This is a genomic window from Pantoea sp. E956-1, assembly GCF_982223955.1.
In genome coordinates this window covers 98,293-117,972 of sequence record NZ_CEUYZP010000009.1, presented here as the reverse complement: position 1 = coordinate 117,972, position 19,680 = coordinate 98,293, and the positions used below count along the sequence as shown (strand labels likewise).

Here is a 19,680-nt window from a genome sequence, read left to right as displayed (position 1 = left end):
GACGACTCGCAGCCGGTCGGAGGCTTATTAAAATAGGTAACCGTTAGCAAGCGAAGAAATAGCAGAATAATCAATTCATCCGCCGTTGCCGAGAGGGTCGTTGCTGACTATTTAGCAACGTACGTTGCAGGTTTTGCCATCCGTGGCGCTCTGCTTTTACGGCAGTTTCGGCCAGACGCCTGGCCCGATCGGCAGACCCAGCAGATACCACACCATCAGCAGCGCTATCCAGCTGATAAAGAACACCAGCGGATAGGGGAAGATCAGCACGTAATAGGTGCCGAGCTGCGCATCCTTCTGGTAACGCTGCAAAAAGGCGAGAAACAGCGGCAGAAAGGGCGACATCGGTGCCAGTGGCAGTACGGCGGAGTCGGCGATGCGGAAAATCATCTGGGCAAAGGCGGGATGGAAGCCGAGCAGCATAAACATCGGCACAAAGACCGGCGCCAGAATCGACCAGATGGCTGAGCCGCTGGCGATAAACATGCAGAGAAACGCCGACAGGAACATCAGGCCAAGAAACGCGGGCGCGCCGCTGACGCCTGCGCTCTCCAGCACATCGGTCAGCCCAATCGCCATGAATTTGCCCATGTTGCTCCAGTTGAAGAACGCCACGAACTGTGACAGCGGAAACACCATCACGATAAAACCCGCCATGCCCTTCATCGGATCGACCAGCAGCTGCGGGATATCATCCGGACGGCGGATCTGTCGGGTGACCACGCCATAAGCAATCGCCACCACAAAGAAAAACAGAATGATGATTGGCACGATGCCCTGAATAAAAGGCGAGGGAATAATGGCGCCGGTGGCGGGATTGCGCAGCGGTGCATTTTCCGGCACCACCAGCAGCGCCATCAGGGCGATAAACAGCAGCGCGGCAATCCCGGCAGCCCGCAGACCGCGGTTCTCCAGCGGCGTCAGTGCCGCCAGCTTCTCACCATTGCCCTGCCATTTTGGCAGGCGTGGTTCGACAAATTTATCGGTCAGCAGCGCGCCCACAATCGTCAGCACAATCACCGACGTGGCCATAAAGAACCAGTTATCGATCACGCTGACATGCACCGTGTCGCTGACCGCTTTAGCCGCTTCAGTGCTGATGCCCGAGAGCAGCACATCGGTGGTGACAATCAGCAGGTTGGCGGTAAAGCCGGAGGCCACACCGGCAATGGCGGCCAGCAGGCCCGCCACCGGATGACGGCCCACCGCCAGAAAGATCAGTGCGCCCAGCGGCGGCATCACTACCAGTGCGGCATCCGAGGAGATATGGCTGAAAAAGGCGATAAACAGCACCATGTAGCTGGCATAACGGCGGCTGACGCGTGACGCCATCTTCACCATCAGCGACTGGAGCAGGCCAACCTTTTCCGCCAGTCCGGCACCAATCACCAGCGCCAGAATCGATCCCAGCGGGGTAAAGCTGCTGAAGTTTTTGATGATATTTGGCAGGATCCACTGAATGCCTGCGACGCTCAGCAGGTTATTCACCCGCACGATTTCGCCGTTGCTCGGGTTCTTCACCGCCAGATCCAGCGCGCTGATAATGGCGGTCGCCACCATCAGCACCACGATCAGATAGACAAACAGTAAAAACGGGTTGGGGACTTTATTCCCCACGCGCTCGATCCAGCTGAAGAGCCGGCCAGGACTGCGGTTCTCGGATGTTGCTTCCATGGTATTGGTTCTCGTCTTGTGTCCCTTTTATCGGCGGTAGCAAGGCCTGACGCCGGTCGCGTTGTGCGACAGGCGGTGAGTTCAGTTCCGGCACCGCTGAATCAGGGAAGTGTTTGCAATATTTTTTTATAGTGGTCCGTGTCAGAGACACGGCCGTTGGCTCATTCGGCCAGTTTTGTTGGTGTGATCCCCGCCGGGATCGGGCAGTGATAGGGCTGCGCGGCGCGTACCCGGTCAAACTCGGCCCGGCAGCCAGCCAGCGCCTGCCGATCCGTTAACAGCGTTAACACCGTGGCCGCCATCACTTTGCCCGCCAGAAACATCCCCTTATGCCCGATACTGGTGCGTCCCTGCGCCACCAGTTGCCAGGTGTGCAGCGGCGTGCCGAAGGTAAAGCAGGGCGCAAAACACTGTGCAGTCGGCGTCACCCAACTGACATCGCCGACGTCGGTGGAGCCATAAAGCAGCTCACGCGTGACCGCATAGGGCGCGACCTCATCCATAAACAGCTTGTCGCCCAGTTGTTCAGCCCAGGCGTGACCGGCTTCACCACCGGTTCGGGCGGCATTGAGCCGGGCATTGCGCAGATCGTCATCAGTGAGCGTGGCACGCAGTTCAGCCGCAAACGCGCGCTCTTCGTCGCTGTAGTCGGGCAAACCAAACTGATGCAAATAACGCTCCATGACCGCTTCCAGCGCGCGATTCGGCACGTAATCTGAGCAGGCTTTGTCAAAACGTACGGTCAGCGTGGTGTCGGTCATCAGCGCTGCACCCCGGGCGATATTGATCACCCGTTCATAAATCGCCTGCGCCTGTGGCAGTTCCGGGGCGCGGATCAGGTAGAGCACCTCCGCATCGGCCTGCACCACGTTCGGCGATACACCGCCGCTGTTGGTGATGGCGTAGTGCAGACGCGCCTCCTGGACGATATGCTCGCGCAGAAAGTTGGCTCCGGTATTCATCAGCGTGACGGCATCCAGCGCGCTTCGGCCCAGATGGGGAGAATTGGCCGCGTGCGCCGCAACGCCTTTGAAGCTGAACGCCGCCTGAATATTGGCGAGGGTGCGCAGATTGAACATGCCGCTGAACCCCTCCGGATGCCAGGTCACGGCGGCATCAACGTCGTCAAACAGCCCTTCGCGCACCATAAACGTCTTGCCCGAACCGCCTTCTTCGCCAGGGCAGCCATAAAAGCGAACTGTGCCGCCCGTGTGATGCTGTTCCATCCAGGCTTTCACGGCGCAGGCCGCCGCAACGCCCGCCGTGCCGAGCAGGTTGTGGCCGCAGCCGTGTCCGTTGCCGTTGGCTTCCAGCGGTTGCGGCCGGGCGCAGCCCGCCTGCTGGCTAAGACCCGCCAGCGCATCGAACTCGCCAAGAATGGCAATCACCGGCTTGCCGCTGCCCGCACTGGCGATAAACGCCGTATCGATGCCACCCACGCCGCGTTCCACTCTGAATCCCTCTTCTGCCAGCGCATCAGAAAGCAGGGCTGACGAGCGGGTTTCGGCAAAGCGGGTCTCCGGCGTGTCCCAGATGGCATCGCTGAGCGTGCTGAAACGAAGCTGATGGCGATCGATATAGTCGGTAATAAAGTCTTCCATCATCGTGAGCCCCTATACTGCGCCTGATTCAGTGCCAGCGTCGCCAGCAGCGTGATGGCGTCCGGCATCACCCGCTCATCGAAGTCGAATTTCGCATTGTGGTGCCCCGCCGCCAGCTCACAGCCAAAAATGACGTAAGAGGCCTGACCGCCGCGCTGCTTTACCCGTTCCATCATGTAGGTCGCATCTTCCGAACCCGCTGCCTGCGCTTTACGATCGACCACGGAGTCGAAGATACCGAGCGCGTCCGCCTGCTGATGGATGAAATCAACCCATGGCTGCGTCGGGGTACAGCTGCGCGCGGCCCCCATCAGCGAGACCTGCTGCTCAACGCCATACATTGCCGCCGCACCGGCAATCACCCGCAGCGCCTGCTGATAAATATCGTCATTAACCTGGTTGGTCACGCCACGGGTTTCGACTTTCAGCAGGGCGCAGTCGGCTACCACGTTGCGGCCGGTTCCTGCCTGCAGCACGCCCACGTTGACCCGCGCCACGCCACCGCTGTGCTGGGTTAAACCATGCAGCGCCAGCGTTGCCTGTGCGGCGGCCAGCAGGGCATTGCGCCCCTCTTCAGGACGACCGCCCGCATGGGCACCGACGCCGGTGAAGTGAACATCCAGCTTGGTGGTGGCGAGGAAACTGTCGCTGCCGCACACCACTTCGCCTGCCGGCACGCCAGTGCCGATATGAATCGCGGTGAAGCGATCAACGTCATCGACCACGCCCGCCGCAACCATCGCTTTTGCGCCGCGCACCCCCTCTTCGGCGGGCTGGAAGATCAGTTTAATCGTACCGCTGAGCTGATCTTTCATCGCCATCAGCACTGAGGCGAGACCCAGCCCGATAGTGGTGTGGCCGTCATGCCCGCAGGCGTGCATCATGCCTGCGTTGCAGGAGGCAAACCCTTCTCGCTGCGGCAGATGATCGTCAGCCTGGCTCTCGTTGAGATCCAGGGCATCCATATCGACGCGGAAGCCCATCACCGGGCCAGGGCGGCCGGTCTCAAGCGTTGCCACGATGCCGCAGAATCCGCCGGAGAAGTGGCTGATCCACTGCGGCAGCGCGCCCTGTTGCAGCGCACGCGACTCCTGCTGCTTCAGCACCGCCTCGTCGGGCAAGCCCATCCGCGCGTCGGCGTCGATGACCTCACGGCCCAGCTTTAGTTGATAACCGAGCTTATGCAGCTCTTCAGCAACTAAGGTGGCGGTGCGGAACTCCAGCCAGCCCGATTCGGCATAGTGATGGAAGTCACGACGCCACTGTTGCAGCTGTAGCAGCCGGGCGCTGACGTGTTCTGAAAGGGGTTTCATCGGCTCTCTCCTCGTTGTTGATTTTTTATGCACTGCTCCGAATCTACACAATGGTATTGACCGGCATAAGATGCGAATATCTTGTGACTGATAAACAACGGTTATCGCAAAATTATGTCTGCCAATCTCAAGCTCCATCAGCTGCGCGCCTTCGTTGACGTGGCGCGACAGGGCAGTATCCGGGCGGCAAGCCGTCTTTCCGGGCTGTCACAACCGGCGTTAACCAAAGCGATTCAGGAACTGGAGCGCGAACTGGGGGCAAAGCTGTTTGTCCGCCGTCAGCAGGGCGTAGTGTTAACCGATATCGGTGATAACTTTTTTCGGCATGCCAGCCTGGTGCTGGCAGAGCTGCGGGTCGCCGAAGAGGATATTCAGCAGCGGCTGGGACTGGGTGGCGGTCAGGTGAATATCGGCGTCGGTGGCAGCGTGGCGCGCACCATTATGCCGCAGGTGATTAATCAGTTTCATCGCGAATACCCGCTGGTGAAGGTGCGCATCGTCGAAGGCCAGCTGGTGTCGATGGTGCATGAACTGCGCCAGGGCGCGCTCGATTTCACCATTAATACCTACGATCAGAGCCATCTCGATCAGGAGCTGATGTATGAGCGGATGATGGAGCGCGAGTACAAGGTGGTGGTGCGCAAAGGCCATCCGCTGGAAAAGGCGCGTTCTCTGGCGGAATTACAGCAGGCGGACTGGACGATGCCAACGCCCAAAGGCAGTTACTACCGTTTGTTGCACGATCTCTTTGGCGAGCGTGGCATGGCACCCAAAATCGTGGTGACCTGTGAAACCTTTATGGCCTGCACCAGCCTGGTGGCGCAAAGCGATTTCATCAGTATTCTCTCGGTCGACGTCATTGACGACCCGATTCTGGGTCGGTCGCTGGTGGCGCTGACGCTCGACGAACCTCTGCCGAAAGCGATCTTCTATCTGATTCAGCGCAAAGACACGACGCTGACCCCAATGAGCAGTTATATGGCACAACTCTTTCGCCGTTATTGCCAGTAAAATCAGTGAGTAAAGTCGATCGTCTACACTGTTAAGGTACTGAAAAAATCCACCCGACAAATATAGAGGTTACGATGCAAGTCAGTCCTTATCTGTTTCTCTATGGCCGTTGCGAAGAGGCTATCGACTTTTACCTGCAGGCGACCGGGGGAGAGTTGCTCTCTAAAATGAAATTCGGTGATATGCCGGATCAGGGTGAGCAGGTCGGCGATCAGTCTGCCGCGCCGCAGCCGCCAGAAAAGATCATGCATGCCCAGCTGCGTATTGGTGACGGCGAGCTGATGCTGAGCGATGGCAACACCGATCAGCCGCCAGCGTCTGAGCATGCCGGTTACGCGGTCAGTCTCTCAACTACCGATGTCGAAAAGGGTAAAGCCTGGTTTGAGAAACTGTCGGCAGGCGGCAAGGTGACAACGGAGTGGCAGGAGACGTTCTGGTCGAACGGATTCGCGATGTTCATTGATAAGTTCAACATTCCGTGGCGCATCAATGTCGAGAAGCCGCAGGAATAATCGGGCCAGCCGGCGTCGCAATTTGCGGCGCCGTATTCATGGTTATTACCCGGATTAATGTGCGGCGGCGCTATTCAGGCCGCCGCACGTAATCAGAAGTTATAACCCGCCACCAGGTAGTAACCCCAGCCAGTCGATTTCACTTCAAACGGCCCATTGCCGAAATTCTGTTCCTGTCCATCCGCCCACTGTCCGCCGTTGTGGAAGTAACGCGCCACCGCAGAGAAGTGCCAGTGATCGTAACCCAGTGACAGAATATGGCTGGAGGCGATGGAGTTGCTGGTGCGTGCTGAACCGCCTTTATCACGGAGATCGGAACCCCAGTCGAAGTTGGTGAAGCCGACATAGCCCAGATTACCGCCCCACAGCGTGGTGATTGGCACGAAGTATTTCACCTTGAAGCGATAGCCATCCCAGCTGTTTTCATTCGCTGCACCGTAGTTTTCCCACTGATATTTGGCGTAGACATTCAGCGACAGGCCGACATCGCTGTGCGTATCGATATCGGTGCCCAGACCCATATACCAGGTGTTCTGGCGGCTATCGCTGTTGCGGCCCATGTCGTAGATGTAGTTGTTAGCAAAATACCACTCTTTGAACGGACCAAAGGCCAGGCTGGTGCCGGTCAGTTTGTCGATAGAGAAGCGCGGCTCAATCTCCATAAACATCGGTGAACCGTGATCAAAAATGCCGTTGGCGTTGCTGTTGCCTGCGCCGAAGAAGTTGGTCAGGTCGAGGTAGCCATAAAAATCGAACCAGTCCTTCTTCGCAAACGCTTCATATTCCAGATAAACGTCGTTGTTAAACTGTGGTCCGAAACGGGTGTGGTAGCTGCCTACCACGTTAACGCTCTGATGCCACCAGTCGGAGACATACTGCGGATCGCTTTCAGCGGCCTGCGCAGCACCACTCAATGAACATGCCAGCACGGCACCTGCTATCAACGTTTTAAATTTCATTATTATCAGCCACATGCTTTTGACCGCCGCACAGCAGACGCAGTCAGAGAGAAATCGGTCCCTTGATGGGAATGAGGGTTTCACAGCAACTAACAGCCAGTTCTTCAGCCCGCGTAGCGTGCCTGTAACAGATCGATAGAAAATAGATTTTGCTCACGTTTGTCAAAAAGTGTTGCATTACAATTCAGCTAAAATGTGATGCACTTCACAATAATGACCAGGATCGAACGGAACCAGGCAACCGTTTACGTTGTCTGGTTCGTGATCAAACGGGCGGGATCAGGGAAGGGTGACGCGAACCTGTAAACCACAAATGGCACCCTGTGGCGTCAGGCAATTGGAAAGGGCGACGTGAATCTGATGCTTCTGTGCGACGTTGCGCACAATGGATAATCCCAGCCCGCTGCCCTGAGCTTTAACGTCAGGCGAACGGGTAAAACGGTCAAACGCGCGTTCGATAAAGGATTCCGGCATGCCTGGCCCGTTATCGACAATATCGACCACTGTTTTACCTGCGACCCGATGCAGCAGCACATCGACCAGGCTGCCCTCCGGCGTGTGCAACATGGCGTTACCAATCAGGTTGTCGAACAGGCTGCGCAGCTCGGAACGGCTGGCCTGCAGACGATACTGCGTGGAGCCATTGAAGCCGATATCGATGCCGCGTTTATCTGCCACCACCATCAACTGCTCAATGCTCTCTTTCAGCAGATCGTCCAGTTCGATATGCTCGACGCTGGCGACCACGCTCTGGTCATCCTGACGCGAGACATTGAGTAACTGCGTGACCAGATGACGGGTGCGGGTGACGCCCGCTTCCAGCTGGCTGAACTGCCGGCTCGCTTCGCCTGGCTGGATATGCTGACGCAGGTTTTCCAGCTGCAAAGTCACCGCCGTTACTGGCGTGCGCAGCTCATGCGCCGCATCTTCCAGGAACTGACGCTGCGACGACCAGGCCTCACGCAACTTACTCAGCAGCGAGTTGTAGGCGGCCACCAGCGGCAGGATCTCATCCGGCAAGCCTTCGGGTGAGACATTGTGCGGATGATGCGTCTCCTGCGCGGCAATCTGACGCGAAGCGACCTGCAGATCCCGGGTGATCTTGCGCACCACCAGCCAGATCACCAGCAGTGACAGCGGCATCATCAGGATCAACGGAATGATCGCTGACAGCGCCCGCTTGACCATCAATGCCTTCATGTAGCTGAGGTTGTGCATCACCTGGATGGTTTTGATCTCACTGCCAGGTAAGCCGGGTCGGGTATAGATGCGCCATTCGCAGTCGTCGCACTGACCCACATGCACGTCGCGATAGCCCCGTTGATTTTGCAGCGGAGCCTGCAGCTCCGGCCATGAGCTGGCCCGTAACTGACCCTGTTCGTCCCATAGCTGCACCACAAAGGCGCTCTTCGCCTTATCAGGCGCAATAAGCATCGGCATCAGGGCGGGCATCTGTTTATTAGTGGACCAGGCATCAGCGATTTTTGCCAGCTGATCGTCCTTCATGGTGCCGACCATATCGCCGTAGCAGCTGAAGAAATACCACGTGACGCCGCCTATCATCAGCAGATGAATAATCAGCAGCGTAGAGAGTAATTTGTTGCGTAATGAACGCATAAAGGTGAAGGGTTTCATATTGCCGGTACCCGCCAGCCCAGCCCGCGCACGTTGCGAATCACGTCGTTATCCAGTTTGCGGCGCATCCCATGGATCAGGACATCCACCGCATTGCTGCTGACTTCATCACCCCAGCCATAGATGCGGTTTTCCAGCTGCTCACGCGACAGAATAGCGCCTGGCCGTTCCAGCAGGGCGTAGAGCAGGGCATATTCGCGCGCCGTAAGCTGCTCGCGCTGGCCTTTGTAGAGCACTTCACGGGTCATCATATCCAGCTGGACATCGCCGCTGCCCAGCACCGAGTCTGCCGCCCCGTGGCTGCGTCGGGTAATGGCGCGCATCCGGGCCATGACTTCCTGTAAATCGAATGGTTTAAGCAGGTAGTCGTCAGCGCCGCTGTCGAGTCCCTGAATCCGCTGCGCCACCGTGTCGCGTGCGGTAAGAATCAGCACCGGCGTGGCGTCGCCGCGCCCGCGCGCCCGACGCAGTACCTGCAGGCCATCATCGCGCGGTAAGCCGAGATCGAGCAGCACGCAGCTGTAGCCGCCTTCGCTCCAGGCATTCTGGGCATAGATGCCATCACGCACCCAGTCCACCGACCAGCCCGCGCCCTCCAGTGCCTGCTGCAGGTTCGCGCCGATCATTTCATCATCTTCAACCAGTAACACGCGCATGGCTGATCTCCTTCATAAAGATAGGGGAGAGTTTACTCACCAATTGTTAGGCCAGAATTATCCGCCGTCATACTTCGCGCTATAGCGGCATTGGCTGTATCTACAGTGCTCCATCAGAACTCTATCCGCATTTTCCAGGCGCGCCTCCATCACTACTGACGCAGCACTTTTTATCTCCCACCTTTTTTTCAGCAGCAATCTCTTCACGAGCTTTCACACTCAAGCCCCGCTGGCCGCGCGATTCCGCCTCCGTTTCCGCCGTTGCTAATTCTGCGCTAATTTTCTGCTAATTAAGGGATAAATTTTAGCGGGTAGAGTGGCTCCACTGCACATCAGCATCAACAGGAGGAACCATGAATCAGCGCGAGTTTATTCGGAGTTTGCTGGACTGGATTGAGAACAACTTAGGACACGATCTGCATCTGGATGAGGTGGCGCGCCGCTCGGGCTATTCGCGCTGGCATCTGCAACGGCTGTTTCGCCAGCATACCGGCTTTTCACTGGCAGAATATATCCGTCAGCGCCGTTTAACCGAGTCTGCGCTCACGTTGCTGAGCAGCAACGAAGCGATACTCCAGGTGGCGATGAACTATGGCTTTGATACCCAGCAGGCCTATACCCGCACGTTTAAAAACTACTTTATGGTGACGCCTGGCCAGTTGCGCCGTCAGCGTCGCGTCGAGCCGGATCGGCTGCTATTCCCTCTGGCGATGGCCAGCTGATGCCTGATAAGACCTTCCCGTCACAGCCTGCGGACGGGAAGGTCGGCCCGCTCTTTGCGCCTCTCTCCTCCTGCTCTTCGCCTCGCCTTTTTTTGCCCTTCAGCCTCAGTGACCTCGTCCGGACGTGTTAGTTTGTTGCCAGCATCCCTTTACTGTCGGAGTCGGTAAACATGGAAAACGGCGCGAATTTAACCGCCATGCTGGTATTTGCACGGGTTGTGGAATTACAGAGTTTCAGTGAGGCGGCACGCGCACTCGGCTTGTCCAAATCCCATGTCAGCCGGGAGATCGCCCGTCTGGAGCTGCGGCTCGGTATCCGGCTGCTGCAACGCACCACCCGGCGGCTGGCGCTGACCGAGCTGGGCCAGGCGTACTATCCCTACTGTGTGCGGATGCTGGCCGAAGTGCAGCGCGCCGAAGCCTTTGTGCAGCAGTTGCATCAGCAGCCCGCTGGTCATATCAGGCTGCAGGCGCCGGTCACGTTTGGCTGCCAGTGTGTGGTTCCCGTCCTGAATCGTTTTCTGCGTCGCCATCTGCATATCAATGTCGATCTTGATCTTACCGATCGCAATCACGATCGGCTCGATGACCAGGCGGATCTGGCGATTGTGATCCGATCCCGATCGCCACAGCAGGGCAATTTTCGGGTACTGAGCGATATCGAGTGGGGGCTCTATGCCGCGCCTGCCTACCTGGCGCAGCGACCCGCCATCACCCATCCTGAGATGCTGCCACGCCATGACCTGCTGCTGTTTCATGGTCCGGCGCACACCGCCGCACTGCCGTTCCGCCGCGATAAACAACGGCTGGCACTGGATGTACGCAGTCGTTTCCGCGCCAATAACAGCATGGCGCTGCTCAATGCGGCACTGGCAGGGAGCGGCATCGCCTATCTGCCCTCCTACATGGCCCAGGAGGCGATGGCGCGCGGGGATATTCAGCAACTGCTGCCGGAGTGGCAGATGGATCGTCTGCAAAGCTATCTGCTGCTGCACGACACGCCTGAACCGGCGTCGCCCGTGACGCTGCTGTGCGATACCCTGGTTGCGGCGCTGAATACAGGCTGATTGTTGCCTGTTGACAACAATCAGCGCCACAGAGTAACTATCCCGCCGCGACTGTTGTTACTCCGCTACGCCGGTTAGCCTGTATCCCTGATCACTCACCGGATATCATCATGCAACAGTCACCCGAAACGGCAGAGTTTCAGCACTGGCGACGTAACTTAGGGGTCTGCGTCGTCGGCTCTTTTACCACTATCGTGGCAATGACGCTGCTGCTGCCGTTCCTGCCGCTCTATGTGCAGCAACTCGGCGTTGAGCAGCCTGCCGCTATCGCCCGCTGGTCCGGCCTTGCCTATGGCGCGACCTTTTTCAGCGCCGCACTGACTGCGCCGTTGTGGGGCAGGCTGGCTGACCGCTATGGTCGTAAGCTGATGCTGATTCGGGCCAGTCTCGGGATGGCGATTGCGATGTCGCTGATTGGCATGGCGACCGCGCCGTGGCAACTGGTGGCGCTGCGCCTGCTGGCGGGGCTGCTGGGCGGTTACGCATCGGGATCGACCATTCTGGTGGCGGCGCAAACGCCGAAAGCGCAGACCGGCTGGGCGCTGGGCGTATTGTCCTCCGGCATTATGGCGGGCAACGTGGTCGGGCCGTTGCTGGGGGGGGTACTACCGCCGCTGATCGGGATTCGTCAGACTTTCTGGCTGACCGGTGCCGTGATTTTTCTCGCCTTCCTCGCCACCACCTTTTTACTCAAAGAGCAGCCACGTGCTAACGCTACATCGCGCGCCAGCCTGCAACCACATCCTGAACCCGGGCCGGTTAATCACAGCCTGATACGGCTGATGTGGCTCTCTGGCATGTTGCTGATCTTCGCCAGCATGTCGATTGAGCCGATTATTACGCTTTACGTGGGCGAGTTTGTGCAGGGCGACCATCAGATCACCCTGATAGCCGGACTGGTGATGTCCGCTGCGGCGCTGGGCACGGTCCTGGCGGCACCCCGACTGGGTCGGCTGGCCGATCGGGTAGGGCACTGGCGGGTGCTGACCGGCGGTTTAGTGATTAGCGGGTTGCTGCTGATACCCCAGGCATTTATCACGGCGGCCTGGCAACTGGTGCTGCTGCGTTTTCTGATGGGGATGGCGCTGGGCGGGTTGATGCCGTGCATCACAGCGATAATTCGGCATAACGTGCCGGGTTCACAGGTTGGGCGGATGCTGGGATATTCGACATCGGCACAATATATCGGCCAGGTCAGCGGCCCGCTGTTCGGTGGGCTGGTAGGCGGTGCATTCGGGATGCGGCCGGTGTTTCTGGCAACCTGCGGGGTGATGCTGTTTTGCGCCTGGCTCAACTGGCGTGGGATGAAAGAGTAGCGCGATCAAAAAAGGCGGACCGGAGTCCGCCTTAGTTTATTCACAGCTGCGTGAATTACTTCTGGTCTGGCAGCGCGTAGGCAATCACATAATCGCCCAGCCTGGTACCAAACGAGCCGTGACCCCCTGCCGCGATGACAACGTACTGCTTGCCATCCACTTCATAGGTCATCGGTGTCGCCTGGCCGCCTGCTGGCAGACGTGCCTGCCATAACAGTTCGCCGGTATCGGTGCTGAAAGCACGCAGATAGTTATCTGCGGTCGCACCAATAAAGAACACCTTACCGGCGGTGGTGATAGGACCACCCAGCATCGGCATCCCCATTTTGAACGGCAGCGGAACCGGTGCACTATCGCGAACGGTACCGATACGCTGTTTCCACACCACGTTGTTGGTCTTCAGATCCACTGCGGAGATGTAACCCCAGGCAGGCTGTTTACATGGCAGACCAAACGGCGACAGGAACGGATTCAACTCGACGCCATACGGCACGCCATACTGAGGCTGAATACCGGTTTCGGTACCTGAACCACCTTCAGCGCCTTTCGGCGGCTCAATCGGGTTGCCTGGGCCACGTGGAATCAGCTTAGAGACAAACGGCAGCGCCATTGGGTTAGCAATCGCGATCTGACGATGAGGATCGACTGCGATGCCGCCCCATTCGAACATACCGAGGTTACCCGGGAACACCAGCGTACCCTGCTCAGATGGCGGGGTGAACGGACCTTCATAGCGCAGGCGCTTGAAGATCACGCGGCACACCAGCTGGTCAAACATCGTTGCGCCCCACATATCCTTGTCCGTGAGATTCTGTTTCGGACGGAAGGTCAGCTCAGAGTAGGGCTGAGTGGCGGCAACATGATCACCTTTAGCAGCACCCTGCGGCACTGGCGTTTCTGGCGCAGGCACGACTGGCTTGCCGGTACGGCGATCCAGTACAAAGATGTTGCCGGTTTTCGCTGGCGCGTAGATAACCGGTACGGTGTTGCCATCTTTGTCGGTGATATCAGCCAGCGTCGGCTGCGACGGCAGATCCATATCCCACAGATCGTGATGCACAGTCTGATAAGACCAGACCAGCTTACCAGTGGTGGCGTTCAGGGCCAGCACACTGCTTGCATAACGCTCCTGCTCTGGTGTGCGGTTACCGCCCCAGATATCCGGTGTGGTCACGCCCATTGGCAGGTAAACGGTATCCAGTTTCGGATCGTAAACTGCCGGTGCCCATGAGTTCGGAGAGTTCATGGTGAAGGTGTGTTCATCAGCCGGAATGGCATTAGGATCTTTTGCGCCTGGATCAAACACCCACAGCAGTTTGCCGGTATTCACATCAAAACCACGAATCACGCCTGACGGCTCGCGGGTTGAGAAGTTATCGGTCACTGCACCCGCCATCACGATGGTGGTGTTGGTAATCACCGGCGGTGAGGTCGGCTCATACATACCCGCAGTGGTCACAGGCTGTTTGTGTTGCAGATCCAGTTCGCCGTTGACGCCAAATGTCGGGCAACGTTCACCGGTCTCTGCGTCCAGCGCAAACAGACGACCATCGTTGACAGGCAGATAGATACGACGTGAGCAGAGTGCAGGCTGGCTGTTAGCAGCATCAGCTGCGGCCGGCACTTCGTGGTAAGAAACACCACGGCAGGTTACGTGCTGGAAGGTCGGGTTGACCTTCATGCCCGGATCAAACTTCCACTTCTGCTTACCGGTGGCCGCATCCAGAGCAAACAGAATCTGGTGTGGCGAACAGAGGTAAAGCGTGTCGCGGATTTTAATCGGGGTGACTTCGTCGGTGATTTCACCTGGATCGTTAGGGGTTTTCATGTCGCCAGTCTGGAACTGCCAGGCAACCTGCAACTCTTTCACATTCTGGTGGTTGATCTGCTTCAGCGGAGAGAAACGGGTTCCCTGCTGGTCGCGTGCATAAGCGGGCCAGTCAGCATCCGGGATGTTGCTCAGTGGCGCAGCCTGCGGAGCGTTGTCAGCGGTTTCGGGAACTGACCCATTGATGACCTGCGGATCGTTGAATACTGCATAGGCCAGCACAATGGCACTGGCAATCAGCGCCACAGCCATGGTACCCAGCGCGGCTTTACTGCCCGCGTTGAAGCTGCGATAAACAAACGGCAGGATCAGCCAGACACCGAAGATCACCAGCACATCGGTGCGTGGTGCCAGTGCCCAGAAGTCGGTACCTACTTCCCATACACCCCAGATCAGGGTGCCGATCAGCAGCAGCGCATAGAGAACCAGCGCGGTGCTTTTACGACGGGAAAGCAGCCAGGCGGTGATAAGCATTACCACACCGCCGAAAACGTAATACCAGGAACCACCAATGGCGGCTAACCAGCCACCGCCAATCAGCATAAACGCGCCCGTCAGCACTGCGAACAGTACTGTCAGGAAACGAATTACGCCAAAAGATGAGGAGTTTTTCCCCATAATATCGACCTCGTTTCGTTGCCATAAAACACACGAAAACAACCAGATAGGCTGTTTCCAGTTATCAAGTACAAATGATTAGGGTGTTCTTAAGTATCTCTTCCGTTAAGACAGACGATCCCTTTGTGTTAAATGTTATAGCAAAATCAGATCGAGGTTTGATTTTTTTGGCTTAAAGCGCTTAACAACTGGAATAATACGACATTTTATGGGGGATTAAAGGACGTTAAGCGCACCGCCGTGTGCCCTTAACGCCGGAAGGCAGGATTTGTGAATCAGCAGCTAATAAGATCGCCGTCCGAGCGTTGCTGTTGCCAGCCGCTGATATTTATCTCAGCAAACTGCTCAGCGGTTAAGGGCGGTGTATGACTTCGTACGATTACCTCTGCCCCTTTTTCACGAAACGTCGCCATAAAAAAGGGAAAGGTAAACTTCTCATAATTATCATTAAAGAAAGATTCGGTTAAAACAATTCCTGAAAAAGGAAAAGATTCCAGCAATCGCCAGTCTGCACCCGGCGGCGCAAAATCATAAAGCCAGAAATCAAATTTATGTGTTAATTCAAGCAGTGACGTACCGTGTGCTGCCAGACTGGAATAATTAATTCCAATCCGGATACGTGCATTTTGTAAATGCATATAGGCGTCCGGAACCGCGATCATTCCCCGTAATCGAATATCTTCCACCGGAACAATCATTAATGCTGCTTCAGTAGCAATTTGATTGTGTAATGAAATAATGTTGTTTGTATTAAGTATATTGCCGCTGTCCTGGTTTTGCTGAAGATAAGGCACGCTATAGCAAATGCCAGTGACATTACGCTTAACATGATGGATTGGTTCAGTAACATAGGGGTTATATAAACTGTTTTTCATTATCTCTATGAAATGCAATAAAAAAGGATTTGTTGATAATTAAGCATATAAAAAGTCGCATTTTTCTAAACGCGTGAATAAATATAGATCACATGCTTAATCCAAATCATCCTTTTGTTGCCTGAGAAAGTAAATAAACCGGTTAGCAAAGCGAAGATAATTCCTTTGGCGTCTGATGATGTACTGGAATATATTCAATAACAGGGACCAATAGGCTGGTAATAATCAGGAGGGGGCTGAAACGCCGTTGCCGGATACGGGCGCGGTTTATCTTACAGGAGGCAGGGCTGGCGTCGCAGGCCTTCTGGTCTCGTTCGGTCTGTTAACCTGAAATCGTTAAAAATCACACCAATAACACCGCGCAACGACGCGGGTTTCCTCACCTGATTTGGGATAAGACATGGGATTTATGGCATCGGCGGCGGAAGAGTCGCTGTGGCGACATCGTACATTTGTCGCCTTCTGGGTGGCGCGTACCTGCTCATCATTTGGTTTTCAGATGTTCTCAGTGGCGATCAGCTGGCAGATCTATGCGCTGACCAACAGCGCAATGGCGTTAGGGATGATTGGCTTAATGCAGTTTCTGCCGTCGGTGTTGCTGGCGCTGCCAGCGGGTCATCTGGCGGATCAATATGACCGTCGGCGCATCGTGCTGTTCGGTCAGCTGGTGGAATTTGCTGCACTGGTGGCATTAGTGGTGCTTACCTTATTCCATACCGCCGATAAGACTGCGTTATGGGGGCTGGTGTTTATGATTGCGGTGGCGAAGGCGCTGGAGTGGCCTGCGATGTCTTCGATGCTGCCGTCGCTGGTGCCGCCGTCGATTCTGGCGCGTGCGATGGCGATGAACTCCGTGGGCGGTCAGGCAGCGGTTATCGTCGGGCCGACGATTGGCGGGCTGCTTTATGTCGCCGGGCCGCATGTGGTGTATGGCGTTTCCGGGCTATTTTATCTGGTTTCGCTGACGCTGGTGAGTCTGCTGCGTTATGAACGCCCGGTGCAGGCTCGTCTGCCGATGAATATGAAGAATCTGTTTGCCGGGATCCACTTTATCCGTGAGCGTAAAGATGTGCTTGGGGTGATTTCGCTCGATCTGTTTGCGGTATTACTGGGCGGCGCGACGGCGCTGCTACCGATTTTTGCCAAAGATATTCTGCATACCGGGCCGTGGGGATTAGGGATGTTGCGCGGTGCGCCCTCGGTGGGCGCCTTGCTGGTGGGCATCTGGCTGAGCCGTCACAAGCTGGAGAAGCATGTCGGGATGATTATGTTTGGCTCGGTGGCGGGCTTCGGCGTTGCGACGCTGGTGTTCGCGCTTTCCACGCAGTTATGGCTGTCACTGGTGGCGCTCTGTGCGCTGGGTGGCTTTGATATGGTGAGTATGGTGATCCGGGGTGCGCTGGTGCAGCTGGATACACCGGATACCATGCGCGGGCGAGTGAATGCGGTTAACGCGATTTTTATTAATACGTCGAATCAACTGGGCGAGTTTGAGTCGGGGTTGCTGGCGGCATGGATGGGTGCGGCACCGGCGGCGGCGATTGGCGGCATCGGTACGCTGGTCGTTGTCGCGCTGTGGATGAAGTTGTTTCCTCATCTGCGGCGGCGTCAGAAGCTGGAGAATGAGGTGGATCCGGTTTGAACAACCGATGCTGGTAAGGCAGATGCGGTTGTAGAATTGTGTGCAGGTTCAGGGAGCATGAGCCTTGCGCAAAGATGCAAAAAATGGCATCCCTGCCAGCTCAGCGCGGGCGATTACGCACCCCATCCCAGAGGTGCGCCCGTAGCCGGGCCAACGCTTTGCGTTGTTCAAAAACGCTCCCGGCGTTTTTATCCGGGCGGCGCGATGCTTTGCTACAGGCGTTTGTTCCCATCGCTTTGAGTATGTAAGCGACCTGAACCTTCGGAAAGGTTGGGTGGGAATGCGGTAATTGGCCGGGCGCAGGCATATGTTCCCATCGCTTTAAGTTTGTTTGTGACCAGAGCCTGTCTGCGCCACTTGAGAGTCCTTTAATGCTTTTCTGATACGAACGGCTCGTTTCCGGCACCTTTAACTGTTCCGCCATTTAGTGATGCTGCGCAGCGGCAATGATTAAAAAATGCCCTTTTCTAATCCCGGGACTTGATCCTTGCATAGGATTGAATGACAAATCAGTTCCAATTAAAACTATATTAATGGCACTTAATAGATCAGTTTTCGTTTACGGAAGGCGGAATGGCCTGATATTTTTCAGGCTGGTATCTAAAACGGTAGAAGAATGAATGGACGCAAAGACGCTCGCCGTATCAGTTGCTCATGGTATTGCTTCACTTCCGATGGATTTTTATTTGGGTATTGAAAGAACCTTTCAGGATCTCAACCTGGCAGATGGCGGCAGAAACATTCAGCGCCGTAACTTCGGTGAGGATGAGAGGATGTATCGGGCTTTGAACAAGCTCTTCCGTAACATAGCCATTCTGGGGCAGATTGCGGAGATGATAATCAAAGACTCTCTTTCCTACCTTCCGGATCCAGCCCTTAAAAAAATCACAGATAAACTCATCGGAGCAGCGTCTTCACTGGGTTCAAGACAGTCCATGCAACTTGCCATTACAGGTTATCTTGGTTCAAAAGTTGTTGGAGGAATGATGGCCAGCGTGATAACGAAGTTATCACTGCGATTATGGACAGGCACCCTTGCGGGCGGCATAGTTCTGCAGGGGGTGCTTTCGCGTGCTTCCGCAGCTTCACGGCGTTTGAGGCATCAAAATCATGAATTATGGTCAAGGCTTTATATACTTGATTTTGAGATGCTTTACTTCCTCTTTGAAGAACCTTTAGCCAATTACATCGAGCTCGGTGAGACTCTACGTAAAAATCCTTCGAAAACGGAGCAATTTCTGGGTGCAATCGAAAATCTTTAGACTAATCAGAAAAGTCATTTCTGAGTTATCAGGGGCGGTTGTTGTCAGCACGGTAGTGATAGGAATTTTTATCGCAATATTTGCGAATGAAGGAATTATGCGCGTTATCGCCCCCTTACTCGTATTTATCGCTGGCCTGGTTCTTTACTGGTTAGCCTGGAAGATTTCATCCAAAGAAGATTGAAACCAGGTCACTAATAAACGCATTACCGTCAGGGATGAAAAACTGTCGCGTATCAGCACAAGATCACCCGGTGCAGGCTCAGCGCGGGCGATTACGCACCTCATCCCTGAGGTGCGCCCGTAGCCGGGCCAACGCTTTGCGTTGTTCAAAAACGCTCCCGGCGTTTTTATCCGGGCAGCGCGATGCTTTGCTACAGGCATATGTTCCCATCGCTTTAAGTGTTTAAGTTGCCTCTGACTAAGACGCAAACCGTACGAGCGCAAATCTCCGGGACGCCTTTCAAACGTTCCTGATTTACACGAAAACGCGTTCCTTGCTATAACTTATCTCTCATCGGCAGGCCTGTGGCCTCCTCAGTCAGCTTAAGCGCTTATAGAGGGTACCGTCATGAATCAGACTCACTTCATTCCGGAAATTTATAATCCTGATGTGCCGTATTCAGTAAAGTGCGAGATCGTGGCGCAGCTGTGCCGGGCACTGGCTTCCCATAAAAACATCCCGGTTAGCGCTCTGAGAAAGTATCTTCTGGAAAAAACGCACGTTGATTTCGAAAATCTGGAGGATAACCCGGTAGGAATGCTGCTGCTGTATGAGTACCTTCACTGCCAGCGCCCCTCGGTCTGCGCCCGGAATGAAAAAAACCTTCATTAAGAGCTGCCTTCAGCAGGGGGCCATTTAATCAGATACGCCTTCGGAGAGAAGAGGGCTGGAGAGGATGCGGTTGAGTTGGCGCTGGCGACGGTTTCCCGAGCCAGCTCAACCTCAATATTGTCACTGGCCCGAAGGCCAGTGCAGGAAGTTACCA

At 55.9% G+C, this 19,680-nt stretch carries 17 protein-coding genes; 7 read left to right on the top strand and 10 right to left on the bottom strand.

What is annotated here, in order from left to right:
• Window positions 1-156 precede the first annotated feature (156 nt).
• The 3 genes from abgT to AC0T7J_RS19355 all read right to left on the bottom strand — a co-directional run bounded on the left by abgT (window position 157) and on the right by AC0T7J_RS19355 (window position 4,588).
• The gene (abgT, locus tag AC0T7J_RS19365) at window positions 157-1,674 is read right to left on the bottom strand and encodes a p-aminobenzoyl-glutamate transporter (RefSeq protein ID WP_473796022.1); all 1,518 of its coding nucleotides are present in this window, start codon (window positions 1,672-1,674) and stop codon (window positions 157-159) included.
• Between the two features lie 161 nt (window positions 1,675-1,835).
• Window positions 1,836-3,278, bottom strand: a complete 1,443-nt coding sequence (locus AC0T7J_RS19360; protein WP_137228226.1) for a M20 family metallopeptidase — start codon at window positions 3,276-3,278, stop codon at window positions 1,836-1,838.
• On the bottom strand, window positions 3,275-4,588 hold the full coding sequence (locus tag AC0T7J_RS19355; RefSeq protein WP_473796018.1) for a M20 family metallo-hydrolase: 1,314 nt from the start codon (window positions 4,586-4,588) through the stop codon (window positions 3,275-3,277). The genes AC0T7J_RS19360 and AC0T7J_RS19355 overlap by 4 nt, the downstream gene beginning before the upstream one ends.
• A gap of 114 nt (window positions 4,589-4,702) precedes the next feature.
• Here AC0T7J_RS19355 and AC0T7J_RS19350 point away from each other — a divergent pair, with 114 nt between their 5' ends.
• Together AC0T7J_RS19350 and yjdN are read left to right on the top strand one after the other, a co-directional pair.
• Complete coding sequence (locus tag AC0T7J_RS19350; protein WP_473796015.1) at window positions 4,703-5,599, top strand: LysR family transcriptional regulator; 897 nt, start codon at window positions 4,703-4,705, stop codon at window positions 5,597-5,599.
• A 74-nt stretch (window positions 5,600-5,673) separates the two neighbouring features.
• Window positions 5,674-6,111, top strand: coding sequence for a VOC family metalloprotein YjdN (yjdN, locus tag AC0T7J_RS19345; protein WP_010252091.1), 438 nt, complete (start codon window positions 5,674-5,676; stop codon window positions 6,109-6,111).
• 92 nt (window positions 6,112-6,203) lie between these two features.
• Here the strand turns inward: yjdN and AC0T7J_RS19340 are convergent, their stop codons facing one another.
• From AC0T7J_RS19340 to AC0T7J_RS19330, 3 genes are all read right to left on the bottom strand, one after another.
• Window positions 6,204-7,070 (bottom strand): nucleoside-specific channel-forming protein Tsx, encoded by an 867-nt coding sequence (locus tag AC0T7J_RS19340; RefSeq protein WP_064704963.1) that lies wholly within the window; start codon window positions 7,068-7,070, stop codon window positions 6,204-6,206.
• Between the two features lie 279 nt (window positions 7,071-7,349).
• The gene (locus AC0T7J_RS19335; RefSeq protein ID WP_473796010.1) at window positions 7,350-8,705 is read right to left on the bottom strand and encodes a sensor histidine kinase; all 1,356 of its coding nucleotides are present in this window, start codon (window positions 8,703-8,705) and stop codon (window positions 7,350-7,352) included.
• A complete protein-coding gene (locus tag AC0T7J_RS19330) occupies window positions 8,702-9,361 on the bottom strand; it encodes a response regulator (protein ID WP_010252086.1) in 660 nt (219 codons plus the stop codon). The genes AC0T7J_RS19335 and AC0T7J_RS19330 overlap by 4 nt, the downstream gene beginning before the upstream one ends.
• Window positions 9,362-9,714: 353 nt before the next feature.
• On the opposite strand from AC0T7J_RS19330, the gene AC0T7J_RS19325 reads away from it, so the two are divergent.
• The 3 genes from AC0T7J_RS19325 to AC0T7J_RS19315 all read left to right on the top strand — a co-directional run bounded on the left by AC0T7J_RS19325 (window position 9,715) and on the right by AC0T7J_RS19315 (window position 12,466).
• Window positions 9,715-10,083, top strand: coding sequence for a helix-turn-helix domain-containing protein (locus tag AC0T7J_RS19325; protein WP_009092546.1), 369 nt, complete (start codon window positions 9,715-9,717; stop codon window positions 10,081-10,083).
• Window positions 10,084-10,253: 170 nt separating this feature from the next.
• Window positions 10,254-11,150 carry a LysR family transcriptional regulator gene (locus tag AC0T7J_RS19320; RefSeq protein WP_473796006.1) on the top strand — a complete coding sequence of 299 codons (897 nt, stop codon included), beginning with the start codon at window positions 10,254-10,256 and terminating at the stop codon, window positions 11,148-11,150.
• A gap of 110 nt (window positions 11,151-11,260) precedes the next feature.
• Window positions 11,261-12,466, top strand: a complete 1,206-nt coding sequence (locus tag AC0T7J_RS19315) for an MFS transporter (RefSeq protein WP_473796003.1) — start codon at window positions 11,261-11,263, stop codon at window positions 12,464-12,466.
• Between the two features lie 55 nt (window positions 12,467-12,521).
• Here the strand turns inward: AC0T7J_RS19315 and AC0T7J_RS19310 are convergent, their stop codons facing one another.
• Both AC0T7J_RS19310 and AC0T7J_RS19305 read right to left on the bottom strand, forming a co-directional pair.
• Entirely contained in the window at window positions 12,522-14,912 is a 2,391-nt protein-coding gene (locus tag AC0T7J_RS19310; RefSeq protein WP_473796000.1) for a glucose/quinate/shikimate family membrane-bound PQQ-dependent dehydrogenase, read from the bottom strand.
• A 275-nt stretch (window positions 14,913-15,187) separates the two neighbouring features.
• Complete coding sequence (locus AC0T7J_RS19305) at window positions 15,188-15,787, bottom strand: hypothetical protein (protein WP_473795997.1); 600 nt, start codon at window positions 15,785-15,787, stop codon at window positions 15,188-15,190.
• A gap of 400 nt (window positions 15,788-16,187) precedes the next feature.
• Between AC0T7J_RS19305 and AC0T7J_RS19300 the strand changes: the two genes are divergently transcribed.
• Together AC0T7J_RS19300 and AC0T7J_RS19295 are read left to right on the top strand one after the other, a co-directional pair.
• Complete coding sequence (locus AC0T7J_RS19300) at window positions 16,188-17,429, top strand: MFS transporter (RefSeq protein WP_473795994.1); 1,242 nt, start codon at window positions 16,188-16,190, stop codon at window positions 17,427-17,429.
• Window positions 17,430-18,049: 620 nt separating this feature from the next.
• Window positions 18,050-18,691, top strand: a complete 642-nt coding sequence (locus AC0T7J_RS19295; protein WP_473795990.1) for a hypothetical protein — start codon at window positions 18,050-18,052, stop codon at window positions 18,689-18,691.
• Between the two features lie 144 nt (window positions 18,692-18,835).
• Here the strand turns inward: AC0T7J_RS19295 and AC0T7J_RS19290 are convergent, their stop codons facing one another.
• Together AC0T7J_RS19290 and AC0T7J_RS19285 are read right to left on the bottom strand one after the other, a co-directional pair.
• Complete coding sequence (locus AC0T7J_RS19290; RefSeq protein ID WP_473795987.1) at window positions 18,836-19,024, bottom strand: hypothetical protein; 189 nt, start codon at window positions 19,022-19,024, stop codon at window positions 18,836-18,838.
• A gap of 289 nt (window positions 19,025-19,313) precedes the next feature.
• Window positions 19,314-19,523 (bottom strand): hypothetical protein, encoded by a 210-nt coding sequence (locus AC0T7J_RS19285; RefSeq protein ID WP_031594373.1) that lies wholly within the window; start codon window positions 19,521-19,523, stop codon window positions 19,314-19,316.
• Window positions 19,524-19,680 lie beyond the last annotated feature (157 nt).

Excerpts from the sequence above, each read along its gene's own strand:
- abgT (WP_473796022.1), bottom strand. The coding sequence starts at position 1,674 with ATGGAAGCAACATCCGAGAACCGCAGTCCTGGCCGGCTCTTCAGCTGG.
- AC0T7J_RS19360 (WP_137228226.1), bottom strand. The coding sequence starts at position 3,278 with ATGATGGAAGACTTTATTACCGACTATATCGATCGCCATCAGCTTCGT.
- AC0T7J_RS19355 (WP_473796018.1), bottom strand. The coding sequence starts at position 4,588 with ATGAAACCCCTTTCAGAACACGTCAGCGCCCGGCTGCTACAGCTGCAA.
- AC0T7J_RS19350 (WP_473796015.1), top strand. The coding sequence starts at position 4,703 with ATGTCTGCCAATCTCAAGCTCCATCAGCTGCGCGCCTTCGTTGACGTG.
- yjdN (WP_010252091.1), top strand. The coding sequence starts at position 5,674 with ATGCAAGTCAGTCCTTATCTGTTTCTCTATGGCCGTTGCGAAGAGGCT.
- AC0T7J_RS19340 (WP_064704963.1), bottom strand. The coding sequence starts at position 7,070 with ATGAAATTTAAAACGTTGATAGCAGGTGCCGTGCTGGCATGTTCATTG.
- AC0T7J_RS19335 (WP_473796010.1), bottom strand. The coding sequence starts at position 8,705 with ATGAAACCCTTCACCTTTATGCGTTCATTACGCAACAAATTACTCTCT.
- AC0T7J_RS19330 (WP_010252086.1), bottom strand. The coding sequence starts at position 9,361 with ATGCGCGTGTTACTGGTTGAAGATGATGAAATGATCGGCGCGAACCTG.
- AC0T7J_RS19325 (WP_009092546.1), top strand. The coding sequence starts at position 9,715 with ATGAATCAGCGCGAGTTTATTCGGAGTTTGCTGGACTGGATTGAGAAC.
- AC0T7J_RS19320 (WP_473796006.1), top strand. The coding sequence starts at position 10,254 with ATGGAAAACGGCGCGAATTTAACCGCCATGCTGGTATTTGCACGGGTT.
- AC0T7J_RS19315 (WP_473796003.1), top strand. The coding sequence starts at position 11,261 with ATGCAACAGTCACCCGAAACGGCAGAGTTTCAGCACTGGCGACGTAAC.
- AC0T7J_RS19310 (WP_473796000.1), bottom strand. The coding sequence starts at position 14,912 with ATGGGGAAAAACTCCTCATCTTTTGGCGTAATTCGTTTCCTGACAGTA.
- AC0T7J_RS19305 (WP_473795997.1), bottom strand. The coding sequence starts at position 15,787 with ATGAAAAACAGTTTATATAACCCCTATGTTACTGAACCAATCCATCAT.
- AC0T7J_RS19300 (WP_473795994.1), top strand. The coding sequence starts at position 16,188 with ATGGGATTTATGGCATCGGCGGCGGAAGAGTCGCTGTGGCGACATCGT.
- AC0T7J_RS19295 (WP_473795990.1), top strand. The coding sequence starts at position 18,050 with ATGGACGCAAAGACGCTCGCCGTATCAGTTGCTCATGGTATTGCTTCA.
- AC0T7J_RS19285 (WP_031594373.1), bottom strand. The coding sequence starts at position 19,523 with ATGAAGGTTTTTTTCATTCCGGGCGCAGACCGAGGGGCGCTGGCAGTG.